Below are 12,465 nucleotides of genomic sequence, written 5' to 3'. Positions count from 1 at the left end.
ACCAACCGCCTCCTTGATGGCCCGCTGCCGCCTAGCAGAAGCGGCAGTGGAGCAGGCGGTGAAAGCCGGCTTGACTGAGGAAAAACACCGACAAGCGCAGGACGCCCGATGGACCTTCGCCCCAGCCACGTGCATGTGTTCCCACCCAGCCGCGACCTCCCGGCCGCAACCAGTCCGCACCGCGAAACCCTGCTGCGCAGCGGCTGCGCCTGGAACGGCTCGCTCTACCTCGGCTATCCCCTTGGCCAGCCGCAGCTCACCGTGCAGCGCCTGAGCCTGGCCGCCCACGAACGCCTGGACTGGCAGGTCCATCCGATGCCCAGCGCGCTTTACGTGCTCAAGGGCGAACTGCGCCTGGAGACCCGCGACGGAGCCCAGAGCACGCGGGTGCTGGAAGGCGAGGCGGCGGGTTGCCTGATGAACATCATCCATCGCCTGATAGCCGGGGCCGAACCGGTGGAAGCCCTGCTGTTCCATGCCGGCGTGGAAGGCATGCCGGTGGGGCTCGGCGAACGCGGCGAAATGCCCGACGCCTGAAGACGCCGGCGGGCCGGACAGCAGCCCGAACCCGCCACGCCCCGCGTCACGCTCAGGCGGAGAGCCCGTACAACCTGAGCCAGCCTTCCAGCGCCAGTGCGGTCTCCAGGTTGTGGCGGCTCACCTGGGTGTTGAAGTACCCCTCCGGATGCTCCAGTTCGGCGGCCAGGAACTCTCGCGAAACGATGCCGAACACCGGGTTCGCCGCGTCCTCCAGCAAGCGCCGCACGCTCCCGCGCAGGAAACGCTCGTAGCCGAGGTTGGCAGAAGTCGGATAAGGGCTCTTGCGGCGCTTGAGCACGGCTTCCGGGACATAGTCGGCGCAGGCCCGCTTGAGCAGCCACTTCTCCTCGCCGTCCCGGCTCTTGATCGACCAGGGCACGTTGTAGACGTACTCCACCAGCTCATGGTCGGTGTAGGGCACCCGCACCTCCAGGCCGTTGCACATGCTCAGGCGATCCTTGCGTTCGAGCAGCAGCACCATCCAGCGCTTCAGGTGCAGGTGGCTGAACTCGCGCATCCGCCGCTCCTCCGGGCTGTCGCCGGCCAGGTGTTCGACCTGGCGCAGCCCTTCGTCGTAGCTGGCCTGCTGGTACTGGAGGAGATCGCAGCGGCGGTTGAAACCGGCGTCGATGAAGCCGGCCGGCAAGCGCACCCTGGAGGCCCAGGGGAAGCGCGCCGCAGCCACCGCCTGCGGATCGCGGAACCAGCCGTAGCCACCGAACAGCTCGTCGGCGCCTTCGCCGGAGATGGCCACCGTGGAATGCCGGCGGATCTCGCCGAACATCAGGTGCAGCGAGGTATCCATGTCGCCGAAGGTGAAAGGTACGTCCTTGGCCCGGAATACCTCTTCGCGCGCTCGCTCGCAGACCAGTTCGGCATTGTCGATGAGCACGGTGCGGTGACGGCTGCCGATGTACTGCGCGGCCAGCAGAGCGAACGGCTGGTCCTGGTCGGGACGCAGGTCGTCGCTGCGGAACTGCTCGGCCTGGCCGACGAAGTCCACCGAGAACGAATTGATGTCGCCGCCGTGCTCCGCCTTCGCGATGCGCTGGGCGATGCCGGTCAGGGCGGTCGAATCGAGCCCACCCGATAGCAGCGAACACACCGGAACGTCGGCGTGCAATTGCGACCCCAGGGCGCGGGTGACCAGTTCGCGGGTGCGCTGCACGGTGCTCTGCAGGTCGTCGGCATGCTCCTGGCGGCGCACCTCCCAGTAGCGGCGTAACTTCGCCTGGGAATTGGGACGCCAGGACAGCAGGTGGCCGGGCAGCAGTTCCTGGACCTCGCGGAACGGCGTCTGCGAAGTGCCCCGGGACAGCGTCAGGAGGTCGACCAGGCCGACCGCGTCGAGCCTGGCGGCGAATTCCGGATGCGCCAGGATGGACTTGATCTCCGAGCCGAACAGCAGTCCCTCGCGGTGCCGCGCGTAATACAGCGGCTTGATGCCCAGGCGGTCGCGCACCAGCAGCAGGTGGCCGTCGCGGCCATCGAAGACGGCGAAGGCGAACATCCCGGTCAGGTACTCGCAACAACGCTCGCCCCATTGCAGATAGGCGTGCAGGACCACCTCGGTATCGCTGCGGGTGCGGAACTCATGTCCGGCCCGGCGCAACCGCTCGCGCAGGGCATCGTGGTTGTACATCTCGCCGGTGTAGACGAGGGTGACCTCCTGGCCGGTGGGAAAGCGATAGGACATCGGCTGCACGCCGCCGCTGAGGTCGATGACCGCCAGCCGCCGGTGACCCAGCAGGGCGTTGCGGTGCTTCCAGATGCCCTCGGCATCCGGCCCGCGCAAGGCGAGCGTATCGGTCATGGCGAAGATCGCCGGAAATTCGTCGTCGAGCTTGCGCGTGTAATCCACCCAACCCGCGAGACCGCACATAGGGAAACTCCTCTAATTGATGTTTATCGGGAAACTCATCCAGAGAACATGCTGAAAACATCCGTGCGGCCGGACAGATTTCCGGCGTACGAATGCTTCGCCCAAGGCGGTCGATGTATGAACTTTTCGAGGACCTGAAGATGAACAGTTTCGGCAGGCCTGCGCCCAAGGAAGGCCAATGATAGAACAGGAAAAAACGTGGCCGAGTTAATTAATATCTATCTAAATCTGGTAGCTGTTTTTAAAAAAACAAAGGAAAAACAATAATCTACAAAATTAATGAAATATCCTGAAACATCATTACGCGGCTCTACAACCAGATATTACAGGGTCGTTCACGGCTCTTTCCAAAGACTTAGAAGGCTAATCCAATTAAACTTATAATTGCTTTACGGCAATCATATGAATAGCCAACTAAGCAAATGACTACAACAAACTCAGATCGTACAACTATTGAATATAAGAGTTGTCCATCGACGCTGATTTCGTGGCAACGTTCGACGCGACGATGGACGAGCGGGAAAAGTAGGGCGGCGCGGGGAATGGAGAATTAAAGAAGGCAACTTCGAGCGAGCGATACATCCGGAAGCGGGCCCGCTGCACCGGGCCCGCCAGACGACCTACCTCAAGGGCATTCGCAGGTCGACGGACCGAACACCGGCCCGCTGCACGGGTCCTCGGACGGGCCGAAAACCGGGCACGCGGCCTGGGCGGTAAGAGAGAAGCCACAGAGCAGGAACACAGCCAACAGTACTTTCTTCATTTGCAACCTCCTGGTTGGTAATCGAACGCTCCCTGTCCCTGGTCGAGGGTACAGTCGGTCATCACGGGCACTCGCAGACGGTCGGTCCCAGCACCGGGCCCGCGCAGGGATCTTCCCCCGGCCCGAGCACCGCGCAGTCCGCCTGCGCCGTCAGCGAGAACATCCACAGCAGCAGCGAAGCCGCCAGCATCTTCCTTTTCATCTGACCTCCTTGGTCGAAACAGCGATCAACGATCCGTGTCCTTCTCCGAAAACAAGGGCATTTGCCTGCAGAAGGACCGAACGCCCGTCCGCTCGCGGCGCACCGCAAGACTCGCCGGCGAGCCGCCGGACCCCGGAGAGCAAAGACCAGCCCGAGCGAACGCGCCAGTGCGGTGGATTGCCGCAGCGCCAGCGAAAGTACCGGGGCAGGGGGCTTCGGCACCGGTTCGCCATCAACTTTTCCTATCCCCAGCGGCCACATAAATTCGTTGGACGCACCGCGCCGGCGCCTCCAAGAATGCCGCACGGGTGCGAAGTCCGGCCGTGCACCCACCGACGCCCCACAACAGCAAGAACAACGATCGGTGCATCCATGGCAAAGGACCTGACTTTCCCAGACGCCTCCGCGTCGTCCCGCAACCCTCCCTCCGCGCGCCTCCGTCTACCGGCGACACGCGCCCCCTAGCACCGCCCTCGCGTCCGCCACCGCAGCAACCCGCGACGCACCTTGCGTCGGTCCCGGGCCCCGCCGCCGGCGGGCGCCGCTCGCCCGCGCTCCGCCCGCCGCACCGATCGACCCATGAACCGAACAAGAACAGGAGTCCACCCGATGCGCTACGCCCGTCACGCAAGCCGATACTCCCTCTTCACCCTGGCCGTCTCGGCAGCCCTGCTGCCCGGCGCCGGCTGGGCCGCCAACGGCGACCTCGCCGGCGCCCGCAAGCCGCCCAGCGTCGCCTGCTCCTGGAACCGCGAGGCAGCGTTGTCCTACGAGGAGCGCCGGCTCGACACGCCGCTGCCGTTCAGCGGCGCCAACGTCGTCACCCATGACCAGACGCCGCTGGCCGAGCGCATCGTCAAGGGCGCCGGCTTCGACGGCTTCGAACCGGCCTTCGCCAAGCGCCTGTGCGCCGCCGACGGCCGCACCCCGGTCACCAGCTACGCCAAGGCACTGAAGCTGGTCACCGAAGAGGGCCGCGCGCTGTGGCGCGCCGCCGTCGACCGGGCCCAGGGTCGCCGCGCCATTCCCGCCGGCGCGCTGCCGGCCAGCGATGACCGCATGCTCTACTGGACGCGCCTCTACATGACCCGCACCCTGCGCCAGTGGGCGCCATCCTTCCACCTCGGCAAGGCCCAGGCCCAGGCGCTGCAATGGCGCTTCGAACGCGCCTCGCGCGGACAGCTGGACATCGACCTGCCGCGCCGCTACGCCGCCGACGGCTCGCGCTACCGGCGGATGATCATCAGCGGCTTCGACGTCTTCACCCTGGGCACTCCCGGGACGGCGAACACCGGCCTGCGCAACGGCAACCCCTCGGGCGCCACCGCCCTTGCGCTGGACGGCCGCGAGTTCAGGCTGGCCGACGGCAGCCTGCTGCGTATCGAGGCCTACCTGTTGCCGGTCAGCTACGACCCGTTCAACCGCGGCATGCAGGAAGACACCCTGGGCCCCTGGTTCCGCCCCGGCCCGCGCCGGGTCGACGCCTCCATCACCATCAGCCAGGGCGGCGCCAACCAGTTCTGGCTGGAGGCCTGGAACGGCCGCTTCCACGGCTCCTCCGCCGGCAACGACGGCATCGTCTACTGCCCCGCCGACAGCGCTTTGCCCAACTACGTGCTTCCCCTGGGCAGCGTGACCAATCCCGGCACCGCGCCGATTTCCCTGCGGGGCTCCGGCTGCAATATCAACCCGCCGCGCCGCTGGCTCGGCTACGACAGCGCCAGCCGCTGGCGGCAGAACCTGCCGGCACAGTTCTCCAAGGCCTCGCTGCCGGTCCGCCAGTTGCTCGCCGCCGATACCTGGCGCGGCATCGAGCGGCCGCCGGGCGCTACCAGCCAGGCCGCGGAAGGCTTCGACGTCACCTGGCACACCAACTACGACTTCTTCCCCGATTGCGCCAACCCGCGCACCGAAAACGTGCCGACCAACGGGGTGATGAACGCCATGCCCGATCCCTCCCTGGTGCTCCCGCCGAACCGACGGATCTGCGCGCGCAACGGCGGTGGCGGCGACTACCTGTCCAACGAGAGCGCCTACCGCAACACGGTGCTGCGCGACGCGTTCCGCCTGGAGATTCCCGCCGGGCACATCCATGTCCCGGTGATGAACAACTACTACACCGGCGTACCGGCGAGCGGCGGCGGCGCGCGCAACGACAACGCCATCAGCGACGCCCGCTACGAGGCCTACCGCAGCGCCATCGTGGCGCAGACCCGGGCGCTGCTGGTGGGCGTCGGCAACGCCCTGGCGCAGGGGGCGCAAGCGGACTAGTCCTCGCCAGGCGCAAGGCCCTCGCGTCCTATCGCTTCGCCGCGAAGCCGAACTGCCGCCGACGCAGGCCAACGGGACCGTAGCCCGTCGCTTCAGCCTCTACTGAATCGAAAAAGGCGGCACGCGGGGAAACCTCGGACTCACCACCCGGAGCTTTCCCAGGCCCGCGCCGGAACGGTAGGGCAGAGTCGAAGAGTGCGAACGCCGATGATGGAGACAACCGCCATCGCCCGCATCACCGGGGCGGTGGCAAGGATTTCCCCTGACTTGGAGAGTTTTCCATGAGCTTCGCGCAGAATCTCCTACGCCTACGCCAGCAGAACGCCCTGACCCAACGGCAGATGGCCGAGCGACTGGGCGTCACCGTGAGCCAGTTGCGGCACTTCGAAGCCAAGGGCGGGCAGCCGTCGCTGGCGGTGCTGCAAACCATCGCCGGACGTTTCGCGGTGCCCCTCGACTGGCTGGTCTGCGAGCGCAGCGAGCGGCAGGCGCTACCGGAAGACCTGCGCCTGCAGTTCGAGGCCATCGGCCGCCTGCGGCTGGACGAGCGGCGCGCCATCCGGGCGTTGCTCGACGACCTGATCCGCCAGTACATGGCCAAGCGCAACGCGGCGGCCAAGCCCCTCCCGGCGGCTTGCGCCGAGGCCACGGAGACGTCCCCGTAGCCCCGGCGCACGGCTCAGTCGCTGCCGTACCTCGGCGAGCGCGGGCCGTACAACAGTCCGCCCGGCTGGCCGGCCGAGAGCAAGCGCGCACTGGTCATCCCGGCGATCGGATAACCGGCGTCCTCCACCGAACTGTTGATGATCTGCTTGACCGCCGCGGTGATCAGCATGCCCACCAGGCCGCCGTTGTTGCCACCGTTGCCTTCCTCGCTGGAGGCGGTCGCCGAGCCGGTCCACAGGGTGGTGCCGGATCGCAGGTCGACCAGCTTGGCGCTGGCGGTGACGATGGTCGCGCTGCTGATCACCATGTAGCGCGTGCCGTAGTCGCTCACCGTGACGTACAGCGCCGCGTCGGCGCCATAGATCTCGCGCAGCTTGGCCGGGGACACCTGGTGCACGTCGCCGGCGCTGGTCAGGCCGTTCTGGCGGAAGGTCTCGTCGGCCAGCGCCACCGGCACCACGTAGTAGCCGGCCTCGGCCAGCGGGAAGGTGACCTGCGAGAGCATGCTGTAGGTCGCCTTCACGTCGGGCGACTCGTTCAGCGGCGGCAGGACCAGGATCGAGCGCGGCTTGGCCTGCTTGAACGCCGAGTAGTCGACGCTCTTGGTCGGCGCGCAGCCGCCGAGCAGGGCCAGCAGGGTGAAACCGGCCACCAGGCCGGACAGTCGGGCGAGTTTCAACGGGCACCTCCACGGGCGTTGTTCAGGAGGAAGTCCATGTAGGTCGCCGACTCGGGAAACAGCGCCTTCTCGGTCTCGAACTCGCGGACCATCTGGTCGTCCTTGCCGATGCTGGAATAGAGCAGCCCCAGCTGGGCATGGTAGCCCGGCGGCACCGCGCCATTCTTCGCCCGGATCTTCTCGAGGTCGGCTTCCAGCGCCTGCGCCTGGGCCTCCTTGGATTCACCCTTGAAGTATTCGTGGACCTGGGCCTGGTAGCCCTCCCACTGGTACAGCGTCTTCGGTCCGCTGCACCCGGCCAGCGCCATGCTCCCCAGCAGCGCCGCCGTCCATGTGATCGTCTTGCTCATGTGTGCCGTGATTCCCTGGTTTCTGGTGGATTATTGGTTCTGTGGCTTCCAGGCGCCGCTATCGACCGCGTTGACCAACTTGTTCACCGCCTCGCGCATGGCCAGGTCGAGAACCTTGCCGTTGAGGGTCGAGTCGTAGCTGGCGGTGCCGCCGAAGCCGATCACCTCGCGGTTGGACAGGGCGTACTCGCCAGCGCCCTGGGTCGAATAGACGACCTCCGAGGTAGAGATGTTGACGATGTTCAGCGCCACCTTGGCGTAGGCGATCTGCGACTTGCCGCGGCCAAGGATGCCGAACAGCTGGCGGTCGCCGACTTCCTTGCGGCCGAACTCGGTGACATCGCCGGTCACCACGTAGTCGGCACCCTTCAGGCGCTGGGCCTGGCCCTTGATCGCCGCTTCCTGCTGGATCTCGCTCATGTTGTCGCGGTCCAGCACGTTGAAGCGATTGGTCTGCTGCAGGTGGGTGATGAGAATGGTCTTGGCCTGGCCGCCGAGGCGGTCGACGCCATCGGAAAAGATCCCGCGCATGTAGCTGGAGCGGTTGTCGAACTTGCCTACCGCAATCGGCGAACGCACGCCGCTGTAGGGTCGGTTGACGCTCTCGACCTGCTGTACCGGCAACGCGGTGGAGGTCTCGGTGGCGCAGCCCGCCAGGCCGGCCAGGGTGGCGACGGCGAGGAGCGGCAGTAGTGCTTTCTTGGCGCTGTGACTCATGGGGTTCTCCTGGAAAAAAACGCTATCGACGCGGAGCGGCTTCTAGCCGCCCCGTGTGCGGAAAAGAGGGCGTAGTGAAAATCGAGGAAGGCCAGGCGGCACGGCGGCGCGCCAAGGCGAGGGGCGAAATGGGGTGGCCACGATTTCTTTCCTTGAAATACGAATGCGTCGATCAACCGGCGCTCCCGGCCGGCCTTGGAAATCCGAAACAATCGTGCGGGAAGCGATGCACGAACCGTATGAGCCATCAATAGGCCATCTCGGTGGGCGGCAAAGTTACCACAGTTATTCCGATCGTTTCGTTATGCAGGAAGCATACTCGGAGAATTCTGACTGCGTCTCGTTCGCAGGATCGAGGTGGGACGCCGGGCACCGGCGTCCGCCACCAACCGGTGGCAGCCAGGCAGGCCTCCTTGCCGCCCATTGCGCCCGACGCTGTACGGCGCAAACGAAAACGGACACCCCTTGGGAGTGTCCGTCTCTGCCGTCGACCGGTCAGGCCAGGTCGAGGCCGCGCATTCTCAGGCGCAGGTCCTGTTCCTGGGGCTTGCCTGAACGATCCGTCCCGGTTGCCAGGTCCAGGGCATCGAGCAGTCCCTCGCCGTGGCCGCTCCGTTCCCCCAGCGTGGCCTCTTCGAGCACCCGACGGGTCACACCCTGCCCATCCTTGGCGCTGAGAAGCACGCGCATGTCGGTCCCCTTGTCGTAGAGGATCTCCTGCTCATCGCCCTCGATCGATATCTCGCTGACATCGATCCCGGATCTGCCGAACAGGGTGGTTATCGTGCCCTGGCCCGCGAAGCTCCTGGCAACGCCGGGGTCCCGGGAGGTGGAGAGATAGCCGGCGTCGTGGCCGACCTGGCCCTCTTTCACCGCCTCGAAGGCATCCCTGCCCTGGGTGCCGCGGAAGGTCTTCACGACCTGTTCAGCCGGTCCGCTCTTTTCGAACGCGGCAGACATGCCCCGGTCGATCAACGCCTGGCCCGCATCCAGCTCCCGTCCCTGACGCAGGGACCGATTCAGGTGCTGGTACTCGCCGTTGGTATAGAGACCGAGCGCCATCACCTCGGCATCGCTGTACGGCCCGTCCGGGTGTTCGCCGAGGTACTGCTCCGCCTCCAGCCCGAAGTGCTCCACCAGGCCATCCGCCAGCGCCTTGTCGACAGGCTCGCCCTTTACCTCGCTCTCTACCGCGTGGCGCAACAGGGCGACCTTGTCCATTACCGCATGCAGTTGGACGGCGATTTCGCGCAGTTGCTCCGGGCTTGCGCTGAGTACATGCTGGCTGGCGGCACCGCCCGCGGTCCCCCACTGTTGCAGCGCGATCCCCCCAACGCTCTGTTCGAGCAGGCGGGCAGCCTGGGTACGGGAAGCTTCGATCAGGCTGCCATCGCGAATCCCGACCAGGGCGGTGGCCAGCGAGCGCAGAGCGCCGTCGCCGCTGGCCAGGCGCGTGTGATCCTTCGCCAGTCTCTCCGCTGTCAAAGTCGCCAGCTCGCTCGCCTTGCCAAGTCCGCCCAAGGTCAGGGGCAGTGCCTTTTGCAGCATCATCTGCTTGATCTCGGCGGCAGAGAGACTGGCGGCAGGCGGCGCGTCCTGACGGGAGAGCGGCGCCTGGGTGGCGGCGTGGGCACGGCTCCCCAGCAGTTTGCCCAGCCACTCGATGATCGCCACGAAGGGACGCGCGAGGGCAGCCCCCAGGCGGGAGAGCAGGCCCTCGCCCTTCGGTGCTTCCTGGCGCTGGGCCAGTTGTTGCGCCTCCCGGGGAGTGGCCACCTGGCGGGCCTCGACCTGTCCCAGGCGCCCGGCCACGGCCTGGCTCAACTCAGCCACGAAAGACGGGTTCTGCTGAGATGATTGAATATGCATGATGATTGACGTCTCCTGATGTTTCCCCGCCAGTCTAGGAACGAGGCGCCCCTCCGCCTATCAGGATTGGCCGTGGTTTTTTTACTGTTGGCGGCCGTCGGAGCACGCGGAAAGAGAACCGTCAGCGGCCGAAAAACAGCGGACTTTCCCTACGCCAGCTCCCGTGCGCCTACACCGGGGCGGAGAACCCGATGGGATATTGGCGGCAGCGACGGGCTCTTGGTGGACGGCGCACCGCCGTGCGGGCACCTCGGGGTCGTCTGCTGCTATGGTGCGCACAGGCACGTCGCCATCCTCTCTCCCGGCGAATGGAATCGAGCATGACGCTTTCCCTGGATCTGTTGTTGAGCCTGTGCACGGCCCTGGCCATCGGCCTCCTGATCGGCGCCGAGCGCGGCTGGCAGGAGCGCGACCACGAAGATGCGCGGCAGATCGCCGGAATCCGCACCTTCAGCCTGGCCGGCCTGCTCGGCGGCTTCGCCACCCTGCTGGCGGGCGAACTGGGCAGCGCGGTCTGGGTAGCCTTGCTGCTGGCCCTCGCGGCGCTGGCCGTGGCCGGCTACGTGAGCGATGTCAGGCGTGGCGGCGACCAGGGCATGACCACCGAGATCGCCCTGCTGATGACCTTCCTCCTCGGCAGCCTCGCCCTCACCGAACAGCGCCTGCTGGCTGCCGCCGGCGGCATCGTGCTGACCCTGCTGCTGAGCCTCAAGGACAAGCTCCACGCCCTGCTGAAGCGCCTGACCGCCGAGGAGCTATCGGGCACCCTCAAGCTGCTGTTCATTTCCGTGGTCCTGCTGCCGGTGCTGCCCAACCAGGGCTATGGTCCCTGGGCGTTCTTCAATCCCTACCTGACCTGGTGGATGGTGGTGCTGATCGCCGCCCTCGGTTTCTCCGCCTACCTGGCCATCCGCCTGATCGGCTCGCGCAAGGGCCTGTTGCTGACCGCGGTGCTCGGCGGCCTGGTGTCCTCCACGGTGATGACCCTGACCCTGGCGCGCCTGCGCGAGCGCATGCCCGACGCCCTGTTGGCGTGCGCCCTGCTGGCGACCTCGGCGCTGATGTTCCCGCGCATCCTCGTCGAGATCGGCGCGATCCACCCGGCCTTGCTGAAGGAACTGGCCCTGCCATTCGCCGCCACCACCCTCGTCTACCTTGGCGGCACGCTGTTCCACGCCCTGCGCGGCGGCCGCGCCAGCCAGGAGGCGCCCGACGAGCCAGGCCTGCGCAACCCCTTCGAACTGCTCCCGGCCCTGCGCTTCGCCGCCCTGCTGAGCGCGATCCTGCTGTTGGTGGAGGTCGGCCGGCGGCTGTTCGGCGATGCCGGCATCTACGCGGTCGCGCTGCTCTCCGGCCTCGCCGACGTCGACGCGATCACCCTGTCCCTGGCCCGCGCGGCGCAGGGCGAACTCGATCCAGGCGTGGCCAGCCGCGGCATCGCCCTTGCCGCCCTGAGCAACAGCCTGGTCAAGGCCGGCCTGGTCGTGCTGGTGGGCGGCAAGCGGCTGGCCCTGCAAACGCTGCCCTTCAGCCTGGCGGGGCTGCTGGTAGGAGCGCTGCTGATCCTGTTGTGAGGCGCCGGGGAAACTCCGGAGCGCCGCTGGGCGAACGCGACGACAACCGCCTGGCGCCCCGCATCAACCTGCGCGGCTACTGGCTGCAACGGCCGGGTTTCGAGGACCGGACCAGGAGCCGGGTGAGGCAGGGCGGCCTGGCGATCACGGCGGAGCGAGGGGAGGGGACGCCTCCGCGTTGGACTCAGGCGTCTCTGCGACGTCGGAGACAAGGCGGTGGCTGGCTGAGCCAATCGCCCTTTGCGGCGTGAAGGGCGCCTGGAACTAGCGGCACTCGCCCCGCGCGGTCGCATCGACCACCCTGCCCGAGGCGTCGGCAAAGAACTCGTAGATGCAGGTGTAATAGCCGCTCTGGTTGGCCGTGCCGGTCTTCTGGTTCAGGACCGAGCTGTTGGGCGTATTGCCATGGCCCTGCTCGTAGTAGGTGTAGTCGTAGTCGTGGCTATAGTTCTCGTACTCCTTCCACACGTACTTCTGCCTGGCGGCATCCCCCGTCACACGTTCCGGCTCGCCGAAGCGCTTGATCACGTCCTGGATCGGCAAGCCGATCCAGGACTGCGCATCGCTACGCGCGCGACTGCCATAGGCCTCCATGACGCACCCCGACACGCTGATCGCAAGGGCCGCCAGGGCGGTGAGTCTCAGAGCCAGTACCGGCATATGTGCTTCTCCTTCCATGGCGGCCTGCCTACGCGGCATCCCGCTCCCTTTGTGCGGGTCGGTGTGCTGCGAATGGTAGGGGGCCGGGGCCCGCCCGTTCAACGGGAGACGGCGGTTTCCGGTGTACTAGTACATTGGGGCGCTGTGCGACGGGAGCAGTAGAAAGGAGGACCGGCAAGCCGCCAGGAGCAGATGGATATGGGTGGTCATTCGGCAAAATGCATGGAGCTTGTTATCAAAGGCATCCTCGAGGTTCCGTCGATCGGAGAGGTAACGCTGGTAGTCCTCGTCC

12 protein-coding genes and 1 pseudogene are annotated in these 12,465 nt (G+C 66.5%); 4 read left to right on the top strand and 9 right to left on the bottom strand.

All coding sequences use genetic code 11. The features are described 5' to 3' along the window. Positions 1-108 precede the first annotated feature (108 nt). The gene (locus HMPREF2924_RS15490) at positions 109-537 is read left to right on the top strand and encodes a cupin domain-containing protein (protein WP_003083588.1); all 429 of its coding nucleotides are present in this window, start codon (positions 109-111) and stop codon (positions 535-537) included. 52 nt (positions 538-589) lie between these two features. Here HMPREF2924_RS15490 and asnB read toward each other — a convergent pair whose 3' ends face one another. The 3 genes from asnB to HMPREF2924_RS15475 all read right to left on the bottom strand — a co-directional run bounded on the left by asnB (position 590) and on the right by HMPREF2924_RS15475 (position 3,387). Further along, complete coding sequence (gene asnB / locus HMPREF2924_RS15485; RefSeq protein ID WP_003128169.1) at positions 590-2,422, bottom strand: asparagine synthase (glutamine-hydrolyzing); 1,833 nt, start codon at positions 2,420-2,422, stop codon at positions 590-592. A gap of 625 nt (positions 2,423-3,047) precedes the next feature. Continuing rightward, on the bottom strand, positions 3,048-3,185 hold the full coding sequence (locus HMPREF2924_RS35905; protein WP_003083584.1) for a PA0050 family protein: 138 nt from the start codon (positions 3,183-3,185) through the stop codon (positions 3,048-3,050). Positions 3,186-3,246: 61 nt separating this feature from the next. After that, positions 3,247-3,387, bottom strand: a complete 141-nt coding sequence (locus HMPREF2924_RS15475) for a PA0050 family protein (protein ID WP_003083582.1) — start codon at positions 3,385-3,387, stop codon at positions 3,247-3,249. A gap of 609 nt (positions 3,388-3,996) precedes the next feature. Here HMPREF2924_RS15475 and HMPREF2924_RS15470 point away from each other — a divergent pair. Continuing rightward, the gene (locus tag HMPREF2924_RS15470) at positions 3,997-5,658 is read left to right on the top strand and encodes a hypothetical protein (protein ID WP_003114581.1); all 1,662 of its coding nucleotides are present in this window, start codon (positions 3,997-3,999) and stop codon (positions 5,656-5,658) included. Between the two features lie 281 nt (positions 5,659-5,939). Then, entirely contained in the window at positions 5,940-6,323 is a 384-nt protein-coding gene (locus HMPREF2924_RS15465; RefSeq protein ID WP_003128160.1) for a helix-turn-helix domain-containing protein, read from the top strand. A gap of 14 nt (positions 6,324-6,337) precedes the next feature. On the opposite strand, the gene HMPREF2924_RS15460 is transcribed toward HMPREF2924_RS15465, so the two are convergent. From HMPREF2924_RS15460 to exoT, 4 genes are all read right to left on the bottom strand, one after another. After that, positions 6,338-7,003, bottom strand: coding sequence for a DUF799 domain-containing protein (locus HMPREF2924_RS15460; protein ID WP_003083573.1), 666 nt, complete (start codon positions 7,001-7,003; stop codon positions 6,338-6,340). Next, on the bottom strand, positions 7,000-7,353 hold the full coding sequence (locus HMPREF2924_RS15455; protein WP_003083569.1) for a DUF4810 domain-containing protein: 354 nt from the start codon (positions 7,351-7,353) through the stop codon (positions 7,000-7,002). Before HMPREF2924_RS15455 ends, HMPREF2924_RS15460 begins: the two co-directional genes overlap by 4 nt. A gap of 30 nt (positions 7,354-7,383) precedes the next feature. Continuing rightward, positions 7,384-8,070 (bottom strand): CsgG/HfaB family protein, encoded by a 687-nt coding sequence (locus HMPREF2924_RS15450; RefSeq protein WP_003111706.1) that lies wholly within the window; start codon positions 8,068-8,070, stop codon positions 7,384-7,386. Positions 8,071-8,565: 495 nt separating this feature from the next. Continuing rightward, on the bottom strand, positions 8,566-9,939 hold the full coding sequence (gene exoT / locus HMPREF2924_RS15445; RefSeq protein WP_003111705.1) for a T3SS effector bifunctional cytotoxin exoenzyme T: 1,374 nt from the start codon (positions 9,937-9,939) through the stop codon (positions 8,566-8,568). 191 nt (positions 9,940-10,130) lie between these two features. Between exoT and HMPREF2924_RS15440 the strand changes: the two genes are divergently transcribed. Next, positions 10,131-11,513, top strand: a complete 1,383-nt coding sequence (locus HMPREF2924_RS15440) for an MgtC/SapB family protein (protein WP_003128157.1) — start codon at positions 10,131-10,133, stop codon at positions 11,511-11,513. A 264-nt stretch (positions 11,514-11,777) separates the two neighbouring features. On the opposite strand, the gene HMPREF2924_RS15435 is transcribed toward HMPREF2924_RS15440, so the two are convergent. Both HMPREF2924_RS15435 and HMPREF2924_RS36460 read right to left on the bottom strand, forming a co-directional pair. Then, the gene (locus tag HMPREF2924_RS15435) at positions 11,778-12,173 is read right to left on the bottom strand and encodes a hypothetical protein (RefSeq protein WP_003083536.1); all 396 of its coding nucleotides are present in this window, start codon (positions 12,171-12,173) and stop codon (positions 11,778-11,780) included. Positions 12,174-12,353: 180 nt separating this feature from the next. Beyond that, positions 12,354-12,465: pseudogene (locus HMPREF2924_RS36460) on the bottom strand (transposase); the annotation flags it as partial.

The organism is Pseudomonas sp. HMSC063H08, from assembly GCF_001813645.1.
GTDB lineage: Bacteria > Pseudomonadota > Gammaproteobacteria > Pseudomonadales > Pseudomonadaceae > Pseudomonas > Pseudomonas aeruginosa.
Note: the sequence above shows the minus strand (reverse complement) of the source record. Positions and strands in the feature narration are given on the sequence as shown.

Excerpts from the sequence above, each read along its gene's own strand:
- HMPREF2924_RS15490 (WP_003083588.1), top strand. The coding sequence starts at position 109 with ATGGACCTTCGCCCCAGCCACGTGCATGTGTTCCCACCCAGCCGCGAC.
- asnB (WP_003128169.1), bottom strand. The coding sequence starts at position 2,422 with ATGTGCGGTCTCGCGGGTTGGGTGGATTACACGCGCAAGCTCGACGAC.
- HMPREF2924_RS35905 (WP_003083584.1), bottom strand. The coding sequence starts at position 3,185 with ATGAAGAAAGTACTGTTGGCTGTGTTCCTGCTCTGTGGCTTCTCTCTT.
- HMPREF2924_RS15475 (WP_003083582.1), bottom strand. The coding sequence starts at position 3,387 with ATGAAAAGGAAGATGCTGGCGGCTTCGCTGCTGCTGTGGATGTTCTCG.
- HMPREF2924_RS15470 (WP_003114581.1), top strand. The coding sequence starts at position 3,997 with ATGCGCTACGCCCGTCACGCAAGCCGATACTCCCTCTTCACCCTGGCC.
- HMPREF2924_RS15465 (WP_003128160.1), top strand. The coding sequence starts at position 5,940 with ATGAGCTTCGCGCAGAATCTCCTACGCCTACGCCAGCAGAACGCCCTG.
- HMPREF2924_RS15455 (WP_003083569.1), bottom strand. The coding sequence starts at position 7,353 with ATGAGCAAGACGATCACATGGACGGCGGCGCTGCTGGGGAGCATGGCG.
- HMPREF2924_RS15450 (WP_003111706.1), bottom strand. The coding sequence starts at position 8,070 with ATGAGTCACAGCGCCAAGAAAGCACTACTGCCGCTCCTCGCCGTCGCC.
- exoT (WP_003111705.1), bottom strand. The coding sequence starts at position 9,939 with ATGCATATTCAATCATCTCAGCAGAACCCGTCTTTCGTGGCTGAGTTG.
- HMPREF2924_RS15440 (WP_003128157.1), top strand. The coding sequence starts at position 10,131 with ATGGGATATTGGCGGCAGCGACGGGCTCTTGGTGGACGGCGCACCGCC.
- HMPREF2924_RS15435 (WP_003083536.1), bottom strand. The coding sequence starts at position 12,173 with ATGCCGGTACTGGCTCTGAGACTCACCGCCCTGGCGGCCCTTGCGATC.